An 18,366-nucleotide genomic window follows, 5' to 3' on the forward strand; every position below is an offset into this window, starting at 1 on the left:
GTACGCTATCTGTTGGAGATGGCAGATCTGTTCGCCGACGAAGCGCCCCCCTCCCCCGCCCCCATTCCTTCCCCGGACGATGCCCCGCTGGCCGATCGGCTGCGGCCCAACGTGCTGGGCGAGGTGGTCGGGCAGGATCATCTGACCGGTATCGAGGGCGCCATCGGGCGTATGGTGGCGGCAGGTCGGCTTTCCAGCATGATCCTGTGGGGACCGCCGGGGACCGGAAAGACCACTATCGCCCGGCTACTGGCCGATGCCGTGGGGATGCGCTTCGTGGCGGTCAGCGCGGTGTTCAGCGGCGTCGCCGATCTGAAGAAGGCCTTTGCCGAGGCCGATCGCGCCGCCGAAGCCGGGCAGCGCACCCTGCTGTTCGTGGACGAGATCCATCGGTTCAATCGGGCACAGCAGGATGGCTTCCTGCCTTTCGTGGAACGCGGCACCGTCACCCTCGTGGGCGCGACCACGGAGAACCCCAGCTTCGCGCTCAATGCAGCGCTGCTCAGCCGTGCGCAGGTGCTGATCCTGCACCGCCTGGACGCCGCGGCGCTCGCCAGCCTGCTGGATCGGGCCGAGGAACTGGAGGGGCCGCTGCCCCTTACTGGCGAGGCGCGCGACGCGCTGATTGCCAGCGCAGACGGCGACGGGCGCTTTCTGCTCAACCAGGTGGAAACGCTCTACAATGCGCGGATCGAAGACCCGTTGGATCCCGCCGCGCTGGGGGCGTTCCTGCAACGCCGTGTCGCGGTGTACGACAAGGACCGGGAGGGGCATTACAACCTTATCTCCGCGCTTCACAAATCGGTGCGGGGAAGCGACGTGCAGGCATCGCTCTACTACCTCGCGCGCATGCTCATGGCGGGTGAGGAGCCTCGCTTCCTTGCGCGTAGGCTGGTTCGCATGGCGGTGGAGGACATCGGCATGGCCGACCCGCAGGCGCTGGTGCAGTGCATGGCCGCCAAGGATGCCTATGAATTCCTCGGCAGCCCTGAAGGCGAGCTGGCGCTGGTCCAGGCCTGCATCTACCTCGCCACCGCACCGAAATCGAACGCAGCCTACAAGGCGATGAAATCCTCCTTCCGCAACGCGAAGGAGACTGGGAGCCTGATGCCCCCGCAGAACATCCTGAACGCCCCCACCAAGCTGATGAAGCAGATCGGCTATGGCGCCGGCTACAGCTACGATCACGATGCCGACGAGGGTTTTTCCGGCGACAACTACTGGCCCGAAGAGATGGAGCCGCAGAGCTATTACGCGCCCGTGGATCGCGGGTTCGAGCGCGAGGTGAAGAAGCGGCTCGATTACTGGGACAAGCTGAGGCGTGAACGCGGATGAGGCCCGGATGATAGGGCGCTTCACGCACTTCGTGGCGATCGACTGGTCCGGCGCAAAGGGCCCCCGGCAGAAAGGCATCGCGCTGGCCATCGCCGATGCAGTCGGAGGGCCGCCGGTTCTCGTCAGGCACGATTGGTCCCGGGAAGCGATTCAAGCCGTCCTGCGCGACGAACTGCCGCCCGACACGCTCGTCGGGCTGGATCTCGGCATCGCGCTCCCCTTCGCAGATTGCGGCGCCTATTTCCCCGGATGGGACAAAAGCCCCGAGGACGCGCGTGGCCTGTGGGCATTGATCGACCGGGTGGCGTCGGCGGAGGCAAACCTTGGAGCCAACAGCTTCGTGGCCCATCCGTCCGCGCGGCCGTTTTTTCGCGATGGCACGCAGACCGGGGTGCATTTCGGCTGCGACGGCGCTTCGCACGGCCGCGGACGATTTCGCGTCACCGAGAAGGTTCAGGCGAACATGGGATGCCGGCCCTATTCCAATTTCAATCTGGTCGGCGCCGCGCAAGTCGGCAAATCCAGCCTGACCGGAATGCGCATGCTGCACGGCTTGCATGGCGAAATTCCCGTGTGGCCCGTCGATCCGCTGCCCGCGACCGGCTCCGTCCTCGTGGAAATCTACACCACGCTGGCTGCGCTGGAGGCTGGACGCACGCCCGGCACCGCGAAAATGCGCAGTTTCGAGGAACTGAACCGGTCGCTAACCACTCTGGGCAGTCCGCCGGTCGCGGGGCGGGGTGCGATCGAAGACCACGCATCCGACGCGTTGCTGGCCGCTGCGTGGCTTCGAAAGGTGGCGGGCGATACGAGACGCTGGTCCCCTTCGGGCCTCACCAAAGATATCGCTCGAACCGAAGGCTGGACTTTTGGCGCGTTTTGAGCTTAGCGGCGGCGCGCAAATGCCGGCTTAGCTCAGATGGTAGAGCACCTGATTTGTAATCAGGGGGCCGCGGGTTCGATCCCTGCAGCCGGCACCAAACTCTTCGATTTTGATTTTTGTTCGGAATTCCTCGCGGCGCTGCGGGCCTTTGCTTCGAAAACAGGCCGGATAACTTAGCCTCGGCCCCGGTAGCTCTGGACACCTTGCTCGGGCACCCACAGCCCCTCGGGCGCCGACCCGCTTTGCCAGAACACGTCGATTGGAATGCCGCCACGCGGATACCAATACCCGCCGATTCTCAGCCAGCGCGGCGCCATCTCCTCGAACAGCCGTTTTCCGATACCCACGGTCACATCCTCGTGAAAACCGCAGTGATTGCGGAAGCTGCCCAGGAACAGCTTCAGGCTTTTCGATTCGACGATGGTTTCCCCCGGCGCGTAGTCCAGCACCAGATGGGCGAAGTCCGGCTGCCCGGTTACCGGGCACAGAGAGGTAAACTCGGGGGCGGCGAAGCGAACCAGGTAAAGCTCTCCCGCCCGCGGATTGGCGACATAGTCCAGTTCCGCCTCTTCGGGCGAAGACGGTAGCGGCGTCGTAGCGCCCAGGAATTTCGGTGTGCCGTTCATGCCGCGCATCTGGCCCCATCGCAGCCTGGAGGCAAGCGGGCGCTTGGAATGCATCTGCTTCACCGCGTATTCACGCGCTTCCCTCGATTCCCCGGCTCTCTTCTCATGCGACTGCGTACATTTCTTCTATCGAGCCTCATCGCGGCTCTCGCCGCTCCCTCTCTCGCGCAATCGGGCGGGGGGTTTTCGCTGGAGCCGGGACCCACGCCCACGCCGACACAGGGCAATTCCGTGCAGGGTCCGGTCGACACGGACGGGCCGATCCCGGTCCGGCCGCGTGCCATCGTCACACCATCGCCCAGTCGGGCCGCGCCGCAGGAGGCACCGCAGACGCAGACGCCCGTTCGTCCGCCCAGACCCGAACCGGCCATTCCGACGACCGCGCCGCGACCCGCGCCAGTCCGCGCCCCATCAACTGTCGAGCCCCCCGCCAGCCGGGTAAGCGATGGCACATCGACTGCCGAGCAGGCGTCGGTTGATACGCCAATCGATGCGCCGGGCATCGACGAGCCGGCGGCGCTGGAAACCGCGGAGGCCGGCGCCTCGGTCGAGACCCCGGTCCCTCAGCCTGTCCCAACACCGGCGGATGAGCCATCGGGTGAGGAAGACAGCGGATTTTCCGCCATCCTCGTCACCGCTGCCGCGCTGGTTCTCGCCATTCTCGTTGGCGCGGTGGTTTTCCGGCGCCGTCGTCGCTCGGATCCGGTGACGGAATTTGTCCCGCCAATAGTCGCACCTCGATCGGAACGGGCCAGGCTGAAAATGGAAGTGGCCGCGCTGCGCATGGACCGGAGCCTGATGAACGTAACCGTCGCGTACCGGATCACTCTTCACAATCCGTCAGCGCGTGCCCTGTCGAACCTGGTGATCGAGGGCGATCTGGTGTCTGCTGCGCGCGACACGCATCTGGATAGCCAACTGGCTTCCCCCGATGCGCCGCTCCCGCTGCGCCATCAGGCGGACCGCATTGCGCCGGGGGGATCGCAGCGTTTCGAAGGGCAGCTTCGCCTGGCCCTTTCCGAGGTAACCGCGATCAGGCAGGGCAATGTCGCCTTGCTGGTGCCCCTGATGCGCGTGCGTGCCCTTGCCGACGAAGTGGATCCCGTCGTCACCACGCTGGTCATCGGCCAGGGGTCTGGCGCACGCCCGCAACCCTTCAGGCTTGACGAGGGGCCGCGCAGCTTCGCACCGCTGGCTCAGCGCAAGCTCGACAGCGCCCCAGTCGCTGTCTAGCAAATCCGGCGATGGACAGTCTCGTTTCCACCGAATGGCTCGCGGACAATCAGGATGGTGCGGACCTGATCGTCCTCGATGCCAGCCGTCACTTACCCGCCGCCGACCGCGATGCCGAAGCCGAGTTTCGCAGCGGACACATTCCGGGCGCACGCTTTCTGGACCTCGCTGATCTCACCGATCCCCACTCGTCGGTCGGTAAGACCCTGCCCGGCCCGGAACAGGCGGCGCGGGTCTTTGCCGCAGTCGGGCTCGACCGGTCCCAGCGGATCGTGCTCTACGATGACAGCGACGTGAAGACATCGGCGCGCGCATGGTTCATCCTGTACGGATACGGATTTTCGAATTTGGCGATCCTCGACGGCGGGCTGGCCAAGTGGAAGACAGAAGGGCGCCCGCTGGAAACGGGGTCACATCCGATTTCCAGCACACAGGTGCAGCAAACCGGCTTTACCGCCAGGGTCAGGCGCAAGAGCGACATTTTTCAGAACCTTTCGAGCAAGGCGGAGCAGGTCGTCGATGCCCGCGACGCGGGCCGATTCAGCGGCGAGACTACGGATACAGTGCATAATCTGCCCGGCGGCCATATCCCCGGTGCGAAGAACGTGTTTTTCCGCGATCTGTTTGCAGACGACGGCACCTTTCTCCGTCCCGCGGAACTGCGCCGGCTATTCGAGCGCGCCGGTGTCGATCTGAGCCGTCCCATCGTCACAAGCTGCGGCAGCGGCGTAACGGCATCTGTCCTGCTGTTCGCACTGCAGCTTGCAGGCATCGAGGACGCCGCCCTTTACGATGGAAGCTGGTCCGAATGGGGCGCGGATCCCGACCTGCCGGTCGAGACCGGCGGCGGCTGACTTGCGGAGCGGGTGGGCTTGCCGTTAGGACTATGCCGTTCCAGGGGAGGCGGATGAAAGACTTAGATCAGGACCTCTCCAGCGCGACCAAGCTCGCAGCCACGGGAAGGTCCCCAGACCCGCATATCGTCAATCCGCCGGTCTATCGCGCCAGCACGCACCTCTATCCCGATTGCGCCAGCCTGCGGAGTGGTCTCGCCACCAATGCCGATGGCCGCTTCTTCTACGGGCGCAGGGGATCCCCGACCCAGTGGGCGCTGTGCGAGGCACTGACCGCGCTCGAACCCGGTGCGGAAGGAACGGTGCTTTATCCCAGCGGCGTGGCCGCCATCGCGGGGGCTCTGCTGGCCGCGCTCGATCCGGGCGACGTTTTGCTGGTGACCGACAATGCCTATGAGCCGAGCCGCGCCATGGCCACCGGGATGCTGGCGCGATGGGGGATCGAAACCCGCTTCTTCGATCCCATGGACGTGGAAGGCTTTGGCGCCCGGTTCTGTGAGCGAACCAAGGCTGTGCTGCTGGAAAGCCCGGGCAGCCTCACCATGGAGGTGTGCGACACGCCTGCTCTCGCCGCAGAAGCGCGAAAGCGCGGGGCGGCCGTTTTGATCGACAACACGTGGGCCAGCTCGCTCGGGTTCGCCGCGCTCGACCACGGGTGCGACATATCGATTCAGGCGCTGACCAAACATGTCGGCGGCCATTCGGATCTGATGATGGGCTCCTGCACCGCCGGGCGGACATGGTATGCGCGCCTCAGGACCACCGCACAGCAACTGGGGCAGGTCGTCTCCCCCGATGATGCAGCCCTGGCGCTTCGTGGTCTGCGGACCTTGGGTTTGCGGCTCGAACGCTCCACGACCAGCGCCCTCGTTATCGCCGCCTGGCTGGATGGCAGGGAAGAGGTCGCCGAAGTGCTCTGTCCGATGTACCCGGGCGCGGTCGGTCACGATCTGTGGAAGCGCGATTTCACCGGTGGCTGCGGCCTCATGAGCTTCACGCTGGCGGATGCAGACGATGCCGCAAGGTGCCGGATGATCGATGCGCTTTCGCTGTTCGGCATCGGTTACAGCTGGGGAGGATTCGAAAGTCTTGCCCTGCCCGTAGATCCGGCGCGCGTTCGCACGGAGACCGAATGGCCCGAGGGCAAGCCCGCAATCCGCCTCTCGATCGGGCTGGAGGATCCGGCCGATCTTATCGCCGATCTCGAACGCGGGTTCGCCGCGATGAGGGCGCTCTGATGGCCCTCCCCGCGATACCGACCGACGCCCCTACCGACGCAGCGACCGCCACGGCAGCACCGACGCCGCCCCCCGAGCAAGCGTGGAGCCTGGCCCAGCCGATGCCGGAGGAGACCCAGGTCGCCGCGGCGCAGGAAATCAAGAGGGCGGTTCAGCAAAGCGAGACACTGGGCGGATTCGTCAACTCGCTCGATGCTCTGGCTATCGAACTCGGTAGCTTCCGGATCTCGGTCTGGGATTTGATCATCGTCCTTGCGATCCTGGTATTCACCTACACTGCGGGCAAGCTGGCCGGGAAAGCCGCGCGATCGCTTGTCCGTCGCACCACGCGGATGGACAGCACGCAGCAACTGCTGGCCGAAAAGATCATCTCCATCGTGATCTGGGCGGGCGTGTTCTTCCTGACCATCGATCTGCTGGGCATCGACCTTACCGCTCTGGCGGTGTTTTCGGGCGCATTCGGCCTGGCGATCGGTTTCGGCCTCCAGAAGACCTTCGGCAATCTGATTGCCGGAATCATCCTGCTGATGGACAAGTCCATCAAGCCAGGGGACGTCATCGTGATCGCGGATTCCGCGGGCAATTCGACCTTCGGCCAGATCCGCAAGATCGGCGTGCGCGCCGTCAGCCTGGTGACGCGCGACCAGAAGGAATATCTCATTCCGAACGAGAACCTGATGATCAATCAGGTCGAAAACTGGTCCTATTCGAGCAGGAACGTCCGGATCCAGGTGCCGGTGGGGGTCAGTTACGAAGCCGACATGGACCTGGCCGAAAAGCTGATGCTGGAAGCGGCGAAATCCTGCGCCCGCGTGCTCAAGAGCCCGCCCCCCATAGCCTGGATGAAGGGTTATGGTGAAAGCTCGGTGGATTTCATCATCCACTGCTGGATCCAGGACCCGGAAGAAGGCGTGGGCAATGTGCAGTCCGCCGTTCTCAAGAAGCTGTGGTGGCTGTTCAAGGAGAACAACGTCGAAATCCCGTTCCCCCAGCGCGATCTCCACCTACGCTCCTCAGAACAGCTCGAGAAGCTGCTGGCGATCATGGAACGCCGCGAAAGCGCGGCCGAAGAGAATTAAAGCCAGCCGTTCTCGCGATACCAGCGCGCGGTCTCGACCAGACCTTCCCGACCCTGGATCTGGGGGCGCCAGACCTCCCCGGGCACGGCAAGGGGTGGGCGCGCGACCCAATCGGGATGCGCCATATAGCCCACCCGGTCCAACGTGAGCCGGGCCTTGTTCCCCCTGATCATCCCGTCCGCCTGCGCGGCAACGCGCATGATCGTCTTGGGAAGATGGGGCGCGAAGACGCGGTCTTTTCCCACGGCAGCCCCGATCGCGTTCGCCAGCGCCTTATGAGACCAACCGCCGGCGCGCCCGTCATCGGGCTCGAACAGCCCGCGCCGCACCAGATTGCGCGGCGCGCCGCAGACGTCGAGCAACAGGCGCGCGAGATCCGCGACGTGGATGATCGAACTGGCGCCTGGAGGTGGAAGAGGCACGAAGCCGCGCTTTGCCGTGCGAAACATCTCCAGATAATCCACATCGCGCGGACCGTAGACGCCGGGCGGTCGCACGATGGTCCAGTCTAGCCCACTCGTCTCGACCAGCCGCTCCGCCTGCGCTTTCGACGCCCCATAGGCGGAAAGGCCCGGCTCGCGCGCCGCGAGCGAGGAGACGAACACGAAGAGCCGTGACCCACTGTCCTTGGCGGCGCGAAGCATGGCCGCCGTGCCGTCGACATTCGCGGGGCCGAACGCGGCAGGATCGGGCGCGCTGGTGAGACCGGCGATGTGAACCACCGCCTCCGCCCCCTCGGCCAGACGCGCCAGCGCGGCATCGTCACCCAGCGTACCTTCGATCCAGGTCACGCCAAAGCGGTCCTCTTGGGCACGACGTGTCAGCGCGCGCACCGTCAATTCGCGCCTTGCGGCCTCGTCCAGCACGGCCTGACCCACGAAGCCGGTCGCGCCGGTGATCGCCACCGTCACAGCAGCACCATATGGTCCCGATGTACCACCGCCGCACGGGGGGCATAGCCGAGCCGCGCCGCCTGTTGCGCCTGCGACAGGCCCATGATGGTTCGGCATTCCTGCGCGCCATATTCGGCGAGCCCCTGCGCCATGCGCCTGCCGTTCGCATCGACGATCACCACCAGATCGCCGCGCCGGAATTCGCCCTCGATACCGGTGATCCCCGCCGCAAGAACGCTGGCGCCGTCCGCAAGCGCGGTGGCACAACCCGCGTCGACGATCAGCGTACCCGCCGGGGCGAGCCGCCCGCCCAGCCATACCTGGCGGGCCCGTGCGCCCCGCTGCGCGGCGAAGATCGTCCCGCGCGCGTCGCTCGCCGCTCGGGAGAGTGGCGCTTCGTGAGTCCCATTGATGATCGCCAGGGGGATGCCCGCCCGGTCGGCAATCTGCGCTGCTTCCAGCTTGGATGCCATCCCGCCCGACCCGATGCCCGATCCGATACCCGGTACCGCCATCTCCATGATTTCCGGCGTCACGCGTTCCACCAGCGGGATCAGGCGCGAATTTTCGGCGCGCGGATCGCCATCGTAGAGGCCATCGACGTCCGAAAGCAGCGCCACGGCCTGCGCTTGCGCCACCTGCGCCACGCGGGCAGCCAGGCGGTCGTTGTCGCCGAAGCGGATTTCCTCGGTCGCGATACTGTCGTTCTCGTTGATGACGGGGATCGCATCGGCATCCAGCAGCCGGGCCAGCGTCGCCGCGGCATTCAGATAGCGGCGCCGGTCTTCCAGATCGGAGAGCGTGACCAGCAATTGCGCGGCGACCAGACCATGTGCGCCGAGCATTTCCGACCACAGCGATGCCAGCCCGATCTGCCCGACCGATGCAGCCGCCTGCGCATCGGCAAGGCTTCCGCGCCCGCCCTTGTCCAGATGAAGCCGGGCGGCGCCCAGCGCGATCGCGCCCGAACTGACGATGACGATGTCCTGACCCTTGCGTTTGAGGTCGCGGATATCCTCTGCGAAGCGCGCGAGCCATCGGGTCCGGACGGCACCGGTTGGGTCCACGAGCAGGGAGGACCCGACCTTCACGACCAGTCGCGGCGCGTTCAGCAAATCGGAAATCGTTTTTGGCATCGACCTGATGCCCCTATGAAATTCGCGGGCCCGTCAAAAGCGAATTATGAACTTGCTCAGTAAGGCGACCAGGAATCTGGCGCTGCGTCTTCGTCTTCGACTTCGGAGGCCTTGGTTTCGGTCGAGGTTCGGTCCGGGAGGTAGCTGAGGACCGCATCGAGCAGATTTTCGACGCCCGCCCCAGTTGCGCCCGAAAGCCGGAAGACCTTGTCCGCACCCGCTGCAATGAGTTCATCGGCAAACCCTTCCCCAAGCTCGGCATCGGCGAGGTCCAGCTTGTTGAGTGCGACGAGACGGGGCTTGTCGTCCAGCCCAGCGCCGTAGGCAGCCAGTTCGTCTTCCACGATCCGCATCGCTTCGACCGGATCCGTGCCGGCGATGTCGATCAGATGGATGAGCACGCGGCAGCGCTCGATATGGCCGAGGAACCGGTCACCGATCCCGGCACCTTCCGCGGCGCCTTCGATGAGGCCGGGGATGTCGGCGATCACGAATTCGCGGTTCTTGTGACTTACCACGCCCAGCTTGGGCACCAGCGTGGTGAAGGCATAATCGCCGACCTTCGCCTTGGCGTTCGAAACCTGATTGATGAAGGTGGATTTACCCGCGTTCGGCAGCCCGAGGAGGCCGACGTCCGCCAAGAGCTTCAGCCGCAGCCAGACCCACATCTCCTCACCCGGTTCGCCCGGCTGATGCTGGCGCGGTGCGCGATTGGTGCTGGTCTTGTAGCTGGCGTTGCCGCGCCCGCCCATGCCGCCTTCAAGGAAGACGATGCGCTGCCCCACCTCGGTGAAATCGGCCAGCACGTCCTCCTTGTCCTCGGAAAGGATCTGCGTGCCAACAGGCACTTGGATCACCAGATCGTCGGCACCGGCGCCCGTCCGGTCCTTGCCCTGGCCGTGATTGCCGCGCTTCGCCTTGAAATGCTGGGAATACCGAAAGTCGATCAGCGTATTGAGGCCTTGGACCGCCTCGAACACGATGTCGCCGCCCTTGCCGCCATTGCCGCCGTCGGGGCCGCCGTATTCGATGTATTTCTCGCGCCGGAAGCTGACGGCACCGGGCCCGCCCCCGCCGGACTTTAGGAATATCTTGGCCTGATCGAGAAAGTGCATGGTCTTTTAGCCTCAGTTGCCATCCACGCCATCCGGCCCTTCAGGCTTTCCTCGCGCCTGCGGCGCTGCGGGCGGCCGGTCGGCCTTGCGGTCGGATAGCCACCGAAAGGACTAGCGACCAAATCGAAGTTTGCGCAAGATCGGTCGCCTTGCGACCGCAAGTGCGAATGCGCGCCCTTTGCACCTGAACGGCGCGAGGACATCGCACGCCGGAGGGCGTGCGGAAACGAAACAGCCCAGGGAAATTTCGGCGAAATCGACCTGGTGGAGCCGAGGGGGATCGAACCCCTGACCTCGTCATTGCGAACGACGCGCTCTCCCATCTGAGCTACGGCCCCGTTCCAGGTCATGCGCGCCGACGCGAAGGTCTCTGCGGCAACGCGAACGGGCGCCTTAGCGAAGCCGAGGCGCCCGGAAAAGACCTATTTGCCCGGTGCGTCGTCGGGTATCGGCTGCACCACCGGGCTCGATTGCTGTTCGGGCTTTACCGGAACCACCGGGATCTGCGCACCGGTTTCCTGATCGGTTACCTTGCTCTGCGATAGCGGCGCCGAAGTAGTGGTGACGGGATCGCTGATCCCACCCGCTGCCGGAACGGTCATGCTGGCGCGCGCCTTCTGAACGGCCACATATCCTGGCTGAGAAGCACCGTAGCGATCGCCATAACGCGCATCCCAAGCAGCCGAATCGCGCTGGTACTGCTCGTAGGCGGTGTAGAAGGTTTCGAACGGCTGTTCCATGATCGGCAGATTGGTCTGCGCGAACACGATCGGGTCCATCTCCTCCGTCGCCGATGCGCGGCTGGCGACATCGAGCGCGGCGGCGCAGAAGTTGTTGCGCGCGGGCGGAAGCGCGAAATAGTTGTAGACCGTGGTCATGATCTTCTCGCGCGCCTTGATGGCATCGCGGCGGACCTTGTATTCCTTGCCATAGCTGGCATCGATCCGCTCGTTTACCTTCCTGAGGGTGCGGGCATTGTCCTTGATGTAGCTGGCGTAGCCATCGAGGATCGGGGCGTGGGCCGCATCCGTGCAATTCAGCGCGGCCACGTTCCAGGCCGAGCGGAAGTACCAAACCTTTTCGTCATCGCTGAGCGAATTGAGCACGGTAACGCGGCGACCGTCCGCGCCCATGGCGGGAATGTCCATGATATAGGCGGCGCCCGCCGGCGGATTGGGCCGGTAGGGAATGACCTCTGCCGGAGGCGGGGGTGGCGGCGGCGGTGGCGGTGGCGGCGGTGTGGCGCAGCCGGCGGCGGCGGCAGTGGCGACTGCGATCAGCGTAAATCGAAGCGGTGACTGTGAAGTGCGAGGCATTGCGAACCCTTCCCGTAAGCACGGCCAATATCAGGCGACGACCATCGCATCGCATCGCTTGACCCGTGATGAAGCGCCCTGCTTACGCGGGCATAGCGCATAAGAAAACGCCCGAGGGGTAATTTCCCCCCGGGCGCCTTCGCTTGGTTCCGGATGATCCGCGCTTAGTTGCGGTTGCCCATGAAGCTGAGCAGGAACTGGAACATGTTGATGAAGTCGAGGTACAGGGACAGCGCCCCCAGAACCACGGCCTTGCCTGCGAAATCGGTGCCGCGCAGCTGTGCGTACTGATGCTTCAGACGCTGCGTATCGTAAGCGGTAAGGCCCGCGAAGATCAGCACACCCAAGAAGCTCACGACCATCATCAGCGTGCTCGACTGCAGGAAGATGTTGATCACCATCGCGATCAGCAGGCCGATCACACCCATCACGAGGAAGGTGCCCATGCCGGACAGGTCCTTCTTGGTGGTGTAACCGAACAGGCTGAGCCCCGCGAAGGCACCCGCCGTGGCGAAGAAGGTCGCGGCGATGGATTCACCGGTGTAGACGACGAAGATCGTCGACATGGAGAGACCCATCAGGGCCGCGAAGCCCCAGAACATCAACTGCAACGTACCGGTGCTGAACTTGTTGGCCCCGAAGCTCATCGCGAAGACGATCGCGAGCGGCGACAGGATCACGAGCCACATCAACGGACCGCCCATCAGCGTGTAGACGAGGCCGGTGCTGGCGGTGAGAAGGGCGATAATGCCCGTCAGCAGCACGCCCGAGGCCATGTAATTGTAAATCTTGAGCATGTGGGCGCGCAGGCCCGTGTCGTAAGTCGCCTGACGGGCAACGGCGTCGCCGGCGCGCGGGACCGAGCCAAAGCCCGGGCGCTGCTGCTGCCTGGTGTCGTTCCAATCGGCCATGATGACTTCAAACTCCCTTTGGCGAAGGCGAAACGCTCCGCTTCATGCTTGCGAATATCGCGTGCCCGGCCACGATTTTCAAGGAGAACCGGGCGAAATCCTTGTCGCATTTGGTAACACGGCTGGCAACAGAATACCGACCGGCCGACCGAGCTACAGACGCGAAGTTTACACGAAGTTTACACCCGCCCCGGCGGCGGGCACCATTCTCCGGCAGCTGCACTCAAAACGCAGCGCGGGCTTGCAGGATCCGGCTCGGTCGCGCTGGAGTTATGCTTCACAACAGCCGCCAGGCTCAGCGGCTGGATAGCGGAGGTGTGTCGTGAAACGGATCGGCGTGGGAATAGTCGGCAATGGGATGGCGACGCGCGTCTTCCATGCGCCCTACATTGCCAGCATGCCGGAGTTCGAGCTGCGCGCCGTCACATCCCGCCGAGAGAGTGTTGCCCCGCCGCTGCCCGGGGTCACCCTCGTCGCATCCATCAACGCCTTGCTCGCCGATCCGGCGATAGAACTTATCGTCATCGCCACGCCGAGCGGCAGCCATGCGTCACTGGCGAAACAGGCCTTGCAGGAAGGCCGTCATGTGGTGGTCGAAAAGCCTTTCACGCTCAGCGTGGCCGACACGCAAGGCCTGCTCGATTTGGCCAGTAACAAGGGCCTCCATGCAGTCGCCTTTCACAACCGGCGCTGGGACAGCGACTTTCTGACCATCGGCGAGGCCATTGCGGATGGGCTGGTAGGGGACGTGCTGCATTTCGAATCCCATTTCGACCGCTTCCGCCCAACCATCCGCGACCGCTGGCGCGAGGACGGCGGGCCGGGATCAGGCATATGGTTCGATCTAGGCCCACACCTGGTGGATCAGGTTCTGTCTCTGTTCGGAATGCCGCTTTCCGTTTCAGCGGACATCGCTGCCTTGCGACCGGGCGGGACGGCGGACGATTGGGCGCATGTGGTGCTGGAATATGCGGGCAAGCGCATCGTGCTGCATGCCAGCATGTGCGTGGCAGGCGGATCGCCGCGCTTTGCCGTCCACGGCACTGGCGGATCGCTTATAAAGACGCTGGCCGATCCTCAGGAGGCGCAGTCCAATGCCGGGCTGCGACCCGGCGATAAGGGTTGGGGCGTCGATCCAGACTCGCTGGCGTGGTGGGATGCGGAGGGAGAAACCCACCGGCGCCCGGCCCTGCGCGGCGCGCAGCAGACGTTTTACCGCCAGATGGCTCTGGCATGCACGGGAAAAGGTCCGCCGCCGGTTTCGCCCGATGAAATACTCGCGGTGCAGAAGGTCATCGAGGCGGCGTTCTTGTCTTCGCAGGAGAAACGATCGGGGTCGCTGGCCTGAACGCAGGGCCGGATCCGCCGCGTCCCTGCTCAGGCCTCCCCCGCTGCGTCTACCATGGCGGCGGTCAGCGCCTCGCGGGGCTTCTTGTCGCCCCACAACACGAACTGGAACGCGGGATAGAAGCGGTCGCATTCGTCAACGGCGGTTTCGATCAGCGCCTGCGCCTGCGAAAGGCTCAGCAGGCCATCATCCCCCAGCAGGGTGGCATTGCGGTAGAGCAGCGTTCCGCCATTGGACCACAAGTCGAAATGGCCGATCCACATCTGTTCGTTGACTAGCGCCAGCAGTTCGTTGGCGACCCCCCGCTTGTCTTCCGACACGCGGATGTCGGGCAGGCACAGGACCTGCAGAACATTGTCGTCCGCGCGCCAAAGGCACTTGAGCTGGTACTTGATCCAGCTGCCCTGAATTTCGCCCGAAAGCTCCTCCGGCCCAGCCTCGCAGGGCCAGCCATGCGCCCTGAACAGCGCAGCCAGCATCGCCAGCGGCGCGGCATTGTCATCGGCCGTCATGGCTTCGCTTTGCGTTGGCATAATTCCCGGTCCTGTCACTAGGTGAGGCCGTGACATAGCAGGCGCCCAACAGGGCTTGGCAATCGTGCGGGCGGCGGCTCCTGTTGAGAAGTTGGCTGGCCGCGTAAACTCTGTGCAAAGCCTGTGAACAACCTGTCGATCAGTCCAGCTTGGTGACCTTCTCGCCCGCTTCGCTGGTGAAAGGCAGAGATTCTATTTCCTTTTCTTTCAGTTGTTTGATGACGTCTCGGGCACCTTCGGCGTTGGGGAACGGCCCGGCCAGCATGCGCTGAGAGACCCCGTATTTGGCGATCCAGGGCCCCTTGCCGGTGATCGCGCCCCCGGCCTTGCGCACCAGCCGGCGCCAGTCGAATGCAAGCGCATCCTTGTCCTTGCCGACCGCGACCTGGACCCAGATGCGCGAGGGCTCGGGTGGTGGCGGCGGGGGAGATGGCGGGGCGGGCGGCGCCTCACGCTTCGGCTTGATCGAAGAGATATCGACCGCCCCCGCTGAGGCTGCAGGTGGCGCGCCGGGGGCCGGACCGAGATCGGCGAAGGCTTCCGCAAGATCCACTTGCTCGAGTGGCGGCGGGGCGACTGGCGCAGGAGCGGAAGCGACCACCACCGGCTGAGTTTGTGCCTGGGAAGGTGCGGGTACCGGAGCCAATTCCTGCGTACGCGCTGCCGCCACCTGTACCGGCGCGGCACCAGTGGGAGGTAGCAGCGAGGCCGGCGGCGGAGCCGGTGGAACGCTCGGCTGCGCGGAGGGTGCCGGGAGCGATGATGTGGCTGTGCGGTCGGGGCGCTGCCGACGCGCGGGCGGCGGGGCTGCGACCTGCGCGGCGCCGAGCGCTGGTCCGGACGGCGTCAACGAATTGTCTGCGCGGGCCGCTATCTGCGCGCCGCGCGCCGCATAGCCCGCAATATCCGCGGAATCGCGCCCTATCTCTGCTGCCGCCGGAAAGGTGCCCAGATTGCTGGCCGCCGCCTGCTGCGCGCGGGTGAGGCGCGGCATATAGCGCAAATAAGGTGCCATCCTGAGCGCCAGATCGGTGGACAGCATGGTGTCGGCGATCGCCACCGCCTCTTCCGGTTTGCCGAGGATGGCAAGGCCGAAGGCGCGGGTGCGAAAGGCCGTGCGGTCGCCCATCTGAAGCAGAGGATAAAGCGCCGCCTCAAACGCCGTCCGGTCGCCCGACATGGCCAGGCTCAGCGCCAGACGCTGGCGAATTTCCGCGTTGTCGCCCTGCGCCAGCACGCTGTTGTAGAGCGCCTGGGCGGACGCATTGTCGCCCACCAGATCGTAAGCAAGGCCACGGTCAGCAGCCATTTCCAAGACTGGAATGCCGCCGGCTTCAGCCTGCGCAAAGAGCTGGAGGGCGGTGACGGGCCGCTGTTCGGCCAGAGCCACGCGGGCCGTGCCCAACAGGACGCGCGCGTTGCGGGGCGCGATGGCGGCAGCGCGGGAGAAGAACCCCGCGGCGGCCCCCGGGTCTCTGAGGGCGAGTGAGGCGTTACCCGCGCTCAGCAGCGCGTCCAGATCGTTGGGGCGGGAACCCAGGCGGCGCATCGCGTCGCGCAGCTCGCCCGCCTCTCGCGGGGGAATTGCCTGCACGACCTCCTGCGCACGTGTCGGCGCAGAAGGCACGGCCAAGGCCAGGCCCACCGCGGCGAGCGCGCAGGAAATCGACAGATGGGGAGCGCTTGCCGTCATGCGGCCATCCTTGCCCGCATGACGGTGTACGGGCGCTTACTGGTTGTTCTGCCGACCGAGGAAACGGGGAATGTTGAGCGCCGGGCTGTCCGGACCGTCATCATCGCCATCCTCTTCGTCGAAGCGGTTGGTGTTGCCGCCCGAGCCGCGCGAAAGATTGGCCATCCGCTCGAACAGGGTGTTGCCGGGAGGCGGTGCCTTGCTTGCGCCTTCGCCCGCGTCGCCGGAGCCTTCCGCACCGCCGCCCGGAATGATCGGCTGGCGTCGCTTGGGCTGGAGGGGGTTGCCGGTCATCGGGGCATATTGGCCACCGAGATCCAGTTCGCCCCCAGCGCGTTCGGCAGACCTGCCGTGGCCTGCCTGTTCGGACATCCCTCCGGTCAGATCGAGAGGCTCCTCGTCTTCCTCGCGGTCGAAGCGTTCGGTGTGCTCGTTACGCAGGCCCGCCAGCGGATCGACGATGTCGTCGACGTCGTCGAACTCATCCTCGCCATCGTTGCCATAATCATAGCTCGGCTGGCGCCCGGAAAGCGTATCGGAGCCGGTTGCGGGCGCGTAACCCTGGTCATCGCCCTCATCCTCTTCCGCGAAGTCGGCGGAGGTGAGCTCCATCGGTTCATCTTCGCCGAAATCAGGCTCGCTCGTCGGCGGCGTCGGCTGCGGCAGGGGTTCCTCGTCGGCGGACAGGCCCTCGTTCAGCTCGAACGGCTCTTCCTCGACCTTCTCGCGTGGCAGATCGAGCACCGGGCGGCGCGGCGGGCGGGAATCGCCCAGCGCGTAATTGCGCGCCGTGGTGGCCGACATCCGCTGCGCTTCGCCATCGATGCCGGTCGCGACGACGGAGACGCGGATCTTGCCGTCGAGCTCCGGATTGAAGGCCGATCCCCAGATGATGTTGGCGTCTTCGTCCACCAGCTCGCGGATGTGATTGGCGGCCTCGTCTACCTCCAGCAACTTCATGTCCTCGCCACCGATGATCGAGATGATCACCCCCTTGGCGCCGGCCATGGAAACGCCGTCGAGCAGCGGGTTGGCGATGGCCCGTTCGGCAGCTTCGAGCGCGCGATTCTCGCCCTCGCCCTCGCCGGTGCCCATCATCGCCTTGCCCATCTCGCTCATCACCGAGCGCACGTCGGCGAAGTCGAGGTTGATGAGGCCCGGCATCACCATGAGGTCGGTGATGGAGCGCACGCCCTGTTGCAGCACTTCGTCGGCAAGCTGGAAGGCTTCCTTGAAGGTGGTCTCCGCCTTGGCGACCAGGAACAGGTTCTGGTTGGGGATGACGATCAGCGTATCGACGTGCTGCTGCAGCTCCGAGATGCCGGATTCGGCGGCACGCATCCGGCGCGTGCCTTCGAACAGGAACGGCTTTGTCACCACGCCCACGGTCAGCACGCCCTTGCGGCGCGCCGCCTCCGCGATCACCGGCGCGGCGCCGGTGCCGGTGCCCCCGCCCATGCCCGCGGCGATGAACACCATGTTCACGCCTTCGAGCATTTCCTCGATATCGTCCACGGTCTCTTCTGCGGCGGCCTTACCCACTTCGGGGCGCGCGCCCGCACCCAGTCCGCCGGTGATCGCCGGGCCTAGCTGGATGCGCTTTTCCGCAGTCGTGTTCGACAGGGCCTGGGCATCGGTATTGGCGACGATGAAATCGACGCCTTCGATGCCGGCAGCCATCATGTTGGCAATCGCGTTGCCCCCGGCGCCGCCCACACCGACCACGGTGATCTTGGGGCGCAGCTCTTCCGAGGATGCGGGGCCTATATTGATACTCATATTTGGGCTTTCCTTCGGGGAAAACGAATAAACTGGGCGTCTAGCGCGATGCGCGGGACAATGCGAATCGTCACCGGGGCGGCATAGTCCTTATCCACAAAGGGTAAACGCGGTTCCGGGGGCAAATTGCGCATGGATCAGAAATAGTCCCGCACCGCCTGCCAGACACGGGTGAAAACGCCGAGGCCGGCGAAGCGGCGCACATGAGTGACGCGTTCGTCGATGGCGCGGATATCGACCGGATCGTCCGCCGCATAGAGGCACAATCCGGCGAGAGTCACGAAGCCGGGGGTCGCATGCGCCTCGGGCAGACCGGGGATTGCGATGGGCTTGCCCACCCGCACCGCGCGGCCGAGCGCGCCCTGCATGAAGTCGGCGATGCCGTGAAGTTCCG

General features: G+C 65.2%; 16 protein-coding genes, 2 tRNA genes and 1 pseudogene. 8 read left to right on the top strand and 11 right to left on the bottom strand.

Annotation, left to right across the window (positions count from 1 at the left end; genetic code table 11):
* Nucleotides 1-18 precede the first annotated feature (18 nt).
* From ACFDTG_RS02030 to ACFDTG_RS02040, 3 genes are all read left to right on the top strand, one after another.
* Nucleotides 19-1,335 carry a replication-associated recombination protein A gene (locus ACFDTG_RS02030; protein WP_375289412.1) on the top strand — a complete coding sequence of 439 codons (1,317 nt, stop codon included), beginning with the start codon at nucleotides 19-21 and terminating at the stop codon, nucleotides 1,333-1,335.
* Nucleotides 1,336-1,342: 7 nt separating this feature from the next.
* Nucleotides 1,343-2,218, top strand: a complete 876-nt coding sequence (locus ACFDTG_RS02035; RefSeq protein WP_375289413.1) for a hypothetical protein — start codon at nucleotides 1,343-1,345, stop codon at nucleotides 2,216-2,218.
* A 21-nt stretch (nucleotides 2,219-2,239) separates the two neighbouring features.
* A tRNA-Thr gene (locus ACFDTG_RS02040) sits at nucleotides 2,240-2,315 on the top strand.
* A gap of 76 nt (nucleotides 2,316-2,391) precedes the next feature.
* Here the strand turns inward: ACFDTG_RS02040 and queF are convergent.
* Nucleotides 2,392-2,853 carry a preQ(1) synthase gene (gene queF, locus ACFDTG_RS02045; protein ID WP_375289432.1) on the bottom strand — a complete coding sequence of 154 codons (462 nt, stop codon included), beginning with the start codon at nucleotides 2,851-2,853 and terminating at the stop codon, nucleotides 2,392-2,394.
* A 96-nt stretch (nucleotides 2,854-2,949) separates the two neighbouring features.
* On the opposite strand from queF, the gene ACFDTG_RS02050 reads away from it, so the two are divergent.
* Genes ACFDTG_RS02050 through ACFDTG_RS02065 form a run of 4 tightly spaced genes read left to right on the top strand, consistent with a single transcriptional unit; the run spans nucleotide 2,950 to nucleotide 7,248 of the window.
* A complete protein-coding gene (locus ACFDTG_RS02050; protein ID WP_375289414.1) occupies nucleotides 2,950-4,077 on the top strand; it encodes a hypothetical protein in 1,128 nt (375 codons plus the stop codon).
* Nucleotides 4,078-4,088: 11 nt separating this feature from the next.
* Complete coding sequence (locus tag ACFDTG_RS02055) at nucleotides 4,089-4,931, top strand: sulfurtransferase (protein ID WP_375289415.1); 843 nt, start codon at nucleotides 4,089-4,091, stop codon at nucleotides 4,929-4,931.
* Nucleotides 4,932-4,984: 53 nt separating this feature from the next.
* Complete coding sequence (gene metC / locus ACFDTG_RS02060) at nucleotides 4,985-6,169, top strand: cystathionine beta-lyase (RefSeq protein WP_375289416.1); 1,185 nt, start codon at nucleotides 4,985-4,987, stop codon at nucleotides 6,167-6,169.
* Nucleotides 6,169-7,248, top strand: a complete 1,080-nt coding sequence (locus ACFDTG_RS02065) for a mechanosensitive ion channel family protein (RefSeq protein ID WP_375289417.1) — start codon at nucleotides 6,169-6,171, stop codon at nucleotides 7,246-7,248. Before metC ends, ACFDTG_RS02065 begins: the two co-directional genes overlap by 1 nt.
* On the opposite strand, the gene ACFDTG_RS02070 is transcribed toward ACFDTG_RS02065, so the two are convergent.
* The 6 genes from ACFDTG_RS02070 to ACFDTG_RS02095 form a co-directional block, all read right to left on the bottom strand.
* Nucleotides 7,245-8,159 (bottom strand): NAD-dependent epimerase/dehydratase family protein, encoded by a 915-nt coding sequence (locus ACFDTG_RS02070; RefSeq protein WP_375289418.1) that lies wholly within the window; start codon nucleotides 8,157-8,159, stop codon nucleotides 7,245-7,247. The genes ACFDTG_RS02065 and ACFDTG_RS02070 overlap by 4 nt on opposite strands.
* Nucleotides 8,156-9,277 carry a glutamate 5-kinase gene (proB, locus tag ACFDTG_RS02075; protein WP_375289419.1) on the bottom strand — a complete coding sequence of 374 codons (1,122 nt, stop codon included), beginning with the start codon at nucleotides 9,275-9,277 and terminating at the stop codon, nucleotides 8,156-8,158. The genes ACFDTG_RS02070 and proB overlap by 4 nt, the downstream gene beginning before the upstream one ends.
* Nucleotides 9,278-9,333: 56 nt before the next feature.
* Nucleotides 9,334-10,392, bottom strand: a complete 1,059-nt coding sequence (gene obgE, locus ACFDTG_RS02080; RefSeq protein WP_375289420.1) for a GTPase ObgE — start codon at nucleotides 10,390-10,392, stop codon at nucleotides 9,334-9,336.
* A gap of 262 nt (nucleotides 10,393-10,654) precedes the next feature.
* Nucleotides 10,655-10,730 (bottom strand) — tRNA-Ala (locus ACFDTG_RS02085).
* 84 nt (nucleotides 10,731-10,814) lie between these two features.
* Entirely contained in the window at nucleotides 10,815-11,708 is an 894-nt protein-coding gene (locus ACFDTG_RS02090) for a hypothetical protein (protein ID WP_375289421.1), read from the bottom strand.
* Nucleotides 11,709-11,872: 164 nt separating this feature from the next.
* Nucleotides 11,873-12,619: a Bax inhibitor-1/YccA family protein gene (locus tag ACFDTG_RS02095; protein ID WP_375289422.1), complete on the bottom strand. Its 747-nt coding sequence runs from the start codon at nucleotides 12,617-12,619 to the stop codon at nucleotides 11,873-11,875.
* Between the two features lie 322 nt (nucleotides 12,620-12,941).
* Between ACFDTG_RS02095 and ACFDTG_RS02100 the strand changes: the two genes are divergently transcribed.
* Nucleotides 12,942-13,967 carry an oxidoreductase gene (locus ACFDTG_RS02100; protein ID WP_375289423.1) on the top strand — a complete coding sequence of 342 codons (1,026 nt, stop codon included), beginning with the start codon at nucleotides 12,942-12,944 and terminating at the stop codon, nucleotides 13,965-13,967.
* Nucleotides 13,968-13,996: 29 nt separating this feature from the next.
* On the opposite strand, the gene ACFDTG_RS02105 is transcribed toward ACFDTG_RS02100, so the two are convergent.
* The 4 genes and pseudogenes from ACFDTG_RS02105 to ACFDTG_RS02120 all read right to left on the bottom strand — a co-directional run.
* Nucleotides 13,997-14,500: a YbjN domain-containing protein gene (locus ACFDTG_RS02105; RefSeq protein WP_375289424.1), complete on the bottom strand. Its 504-nt coding sequence runs from the start codon at nucleotides 14,498-14,500 to the stop codon at nucleotides 13,997-13,999.
* Between the two features lie 139 nt (nucleotides 14,501-14,639).
* Entirely contained in the window at nucleotides 14,640-16,193 is a 1,554-nt protein-coding gene (locus tag ACFDTG_RS02110; protein WP_375289425.1) for a tetratricopeptide repeat protein, read from the bottom strand.
* Between the two features lie 36 nt (nucleotides 16,194-16,229).
* Nucleotides 16,230-17,972: a cell division protein FtsZ gene (gene ftsZ / locus ACFDTG_RS02115; protein WP_375289426.1), complete on the bottom strand. Its 1,743-nt coding sequence runs from the start codon at nucleotides 17,970-17,972 to the stop codon at nucleotides 16,230-16,232.
* Between the two features lie 137 nt (nucleotides 17,973-18,109).
* Nucleotides 18,110-18,366 (bottom strand): annotated as a pseudogene (locus ACFDTG_RS02120) (cell division protein FtsA); the annotation flags it as partial.

The sequence above is a fragment of the Qipengyuania sp. genome (assembly GCF_042095715.1).
Classification (GTDB): domain Bacteria; phylum Pseudomonadota; class Alphaproteobacteria; order Sphingomonadales; family Sphingomonadaceae; genus Qipengyuania.